This window comes from Parafannyhessea sp., assembly GCF_051876455.1.
GTDB lineage: Bacteria > Actinomycetota > Coriobacteriia > Coriobacteriales > Atopobiaceae > Parafannyhessea.
In genome coordinates this window covers 1-2,792 of sequence record NZ_JBJEHW010000123.1, presented here as the reverse complement: position 1 = coordinate 2,792, position 2,792 = coordinate 1, and the positions used below count along the sequence as shown (strand labels likewise).

Genomic DNA, 2,792 nt, shown 5'->3' with positions numbered 1-2,792 from the left:
AGCAGGTCTGCCAGCTCGTCGGACGTGGAGCCAAAGCTGTTGTAGATGCCAAACTTCAGGCCGCGTCCAAAGTTGTTGAAGAACTTCTCGTACGACTCGCGGTCGTTGTCGCGCATGTCCTCGAGCTCGGACGTGACCTTCTTCTCCACACGGCGCGCGATGGCGCGGAGCTGCGAGTTCTGCTGCAGCGTCTCGCGCGAGATGTTGAGCGTGACGTCGGGCGAGTCCACGATGCCGCGGACGAAGTTGTAGTAGTCGGGCAGCAGGTCGGCGCACTTCTCCTGGATGAGGACGCTCGAGCTGTAGAGCGCGAGGCCCTTCTGGTAGTCCTTGCTGTAGAGGTCGAACGGCGCCACGCTCGGGATGAAGAGCAGCGCGTCGTAGCTGATGGCGCCCTCGGCGTGGAAGCTCACGGTGCGCAGCGGCTTCTCCCAGTCGTGGAACGTGGACTTGTAGAACTCGTCGTAGTCCTTCTGCTCAACGTCGGACTTGCGCTTCTTCCAGATCGGCGTCATGGAGTTGAGGGTCTCGAGCTCCTGGTAGTCCTCGTACTCGGGCTTGTAGTCGTCCGGCTTGGGGTCGGGCGCCGGCTTCTCGCGGCTCTTGGTGACCATCATGCGGATGGGGTAGCGCACGTAGTTGGAGTACTGGCGCACCAGGTCGCGGAGCTTCCACTCGCTCAGGAACTGGTCCGTGTCGTCCTCCTCCGTGGAGTCGCGCAGGAAGAGCGTGATCTGCGTGCCGTGCGCGTGCTCGCCGGCAAGCGCCTCGGGCAGCTGGTCCGCGGGCGTCGGCTCGATGCTGTAGCCGCTCACGCCGTCGGACTCCCAGGTGTTGGCCTGTGCCTCGCCCAGCGCGCGGCTCACCACGCGCACGCGCTTCGCGACCATGAAACTGGAGTAGAAGCCCACGCCAAACTGGCCGATGATGTCCACGGCGTCACCCTGGGCGTCCGCGTTCTTCTCCTTGAACTGCTCGGAGCCGGAGTGCGCGATGGTGCCGAGGTTCTTGTCGAGCTCGTCCGCGGTCATGCCGATGCCGTTGTCGGACACGGTGATGGTGCGGGCGTCCTTGTCGAAGGCCAGGTTAATGGCCAGCTCCTCGTCCACGCGCTTGGACTCGTCCGTGAGGCCCTCGAAGCTCAGCTTGTCCAGCGCGTCCGACGCGTTGGAGATGAGCTCCCTCAGGAAGATCTCCTTGTTGGTGTAGATCGAGTTGATCATCAGGTCCAGGAGCTTCTTGCTCTCGGTCTTGAACTGCTTCATGCCTGGCTTCCTCCCCTGCTTGCGCCACGGCGCGGCACGCCGCCCGGGCGACTCGTGTGCATACGTAGAGTGGATACCCCACTCCCAAAATCGTATACGTGCGAGAAGAGAAAACCTACGTGGCCCACGCTTAGGTATGGTCCCGGCCCGCCGCTGGGTCGCGGCGGAGGTCCCGCGGCCCAAGCCCGATGCGCGCCAGGAACGCCTCCGCGCCCACCACGGGCACGCCCAGCTCCTCCGCGCGCATGACCTTGCCGCTGCGGCGGTCCTCCAGCGCCACGAGCATCGTGACGCGCTTGGTCACGCGCTCGCTCAGCTCCGCCCCGTGCTCGAGCGCGAGGACCCCCATGTCACGCTTGGGGAACTCGTAGCTGTTGCCCGTGAAGCACACGCGCTCGCCCGCGAGCTCGCCCGAGGCCGGGTGCGTCACGAGGTCGCGCACGTGGACGGCGCGCGAGGCGGCGTCGCGCAGGATGGCCTGGTAGCAGTCGCTCGTGGCGACGGCGTCCGCCCACGCCCGGTGCGCCTGCGCGTTTCGCACGCCGTAGTGCGCGCAGATGGCCGCGAGGCTGGCGGGCATGCCCACGAGCGCGCGGTACAGGAGCATGGTGTCCTGGCAGCCGTTCGCCGTGAGCGGGCGCTCCCCCGCGCGGGCCGCGGCGGCGTCGAGCAGCGGGTTGTCGAACGCGACGATGTTCTGCCCCACGAGCGGCAGGTCCTCCGCGAACGCCGCGAAGGCGCGGTAGGCGCTGGCCTCCTCCGGCGCGCCCTCGAGCATCGCGTCGGTAATGTGGTTGACGGCGCGGGCGCCCGGCTCGAAGCGCACCCCCGCGGGCGGCGCGACGAAGGTGTCGAACTTCTCGTCCTCGTAGCCGTCGATCACGCGGACGGCGCCGATCTCCACGATGCGCGCGCCCGCCCCGAGGCCCGTGGTCTCGAGGTCGTAGCTCACGTAGCTGCGCGGCAGCGAGTCCGCGTCTATGTCCCGGTAGCGTGGCTTGCGCGACATGCCTTCCCCACCCCCTACGCCGAGAGCGCGACCATGGCCGTGATGAGCGCGAAGCCGGCGAGCTCCGCGGGCGAGAAGGTCGTGCCGATCAGGGCCCAGGTGCTCACCGCGGACGAGAGCTGCTCCGTGGTGGAGAGGAGCGTGGTGCGGACCGGCCCCACGCGCACGAGGCCCGCCATGTAGAGCGCGCCCGCGCCGAACGTGCCCACGAGCACGGAGAACGCGAGCAGGAACCAGTCGAGCGGCGCGAAGGCGGCCACCGGGTCGAACGCCCACGGTCGCACCGCAGGCAGGAGCAGCAGGCCCGCGAACAGGAAGCCGAGCGCGTTGGTGACGAGGCTTCCCCAGCGGCCCACGTAGCCCACCGTGAGCAGCGACTCAGACGCCTGGCCCGCCGCCGTGAGGAGCCCCAGCGCGAGGCCGAGAGCCGGCATGGCGAGGGTGGTTGGGTCCCCGCCCGTGGCGAGCAGGAACGTGCCGAGGACCGCCATCGCGAAGCAGAGGACCTCGCGCCCGTA

General features: G+C 68.4%; 3 protein-coding genes. All 3 read right to left on the bottom strand.

Going from position 1 to position 2,792, the window contains the following annotated elements:
• The coding region (gene htpG, locus ACI38Z_RS05560) for a molecular chaperone HtpG (protein WP_439789202.1) at positions 1-1,265 on the bottom strand (1,265 nt) is incomplete at its 3' end.
• A 130-nt stretch (positions 1,266-1,395) separates the two neighbouring features.
• Complete coding sequence (locus ACI38Z_RS05555) at positions 1,396-2,274, bottom strand: exonuclease domain-containing protein (RefSeq protein WP_439789201.1); 879 nt, start codon at positions 2,272-2,274, stop codon at positions 1,396-1,398.
• Between the two features lie 14 nt (positions 2,275-2,288).
• Positions 2,289-2,792, bottom strand: a 504-nt coding sequence (locus tag ACI38Z_RS05550) for an EamA family transporter (protein WP_439789200.1), incomplete at its 5' end; no start/stop codon positions are given.

What these genes read in the sequence shown, in the direction of transcription:
- ACI38Z_RS05555 (WP_439789201.1), bottom strand. Translation starts at nt 2,274, where the DNA reads ATGTCGCGCAAGCCACGCTACCGGGACATAGACGCGGACTCGCTGCCG.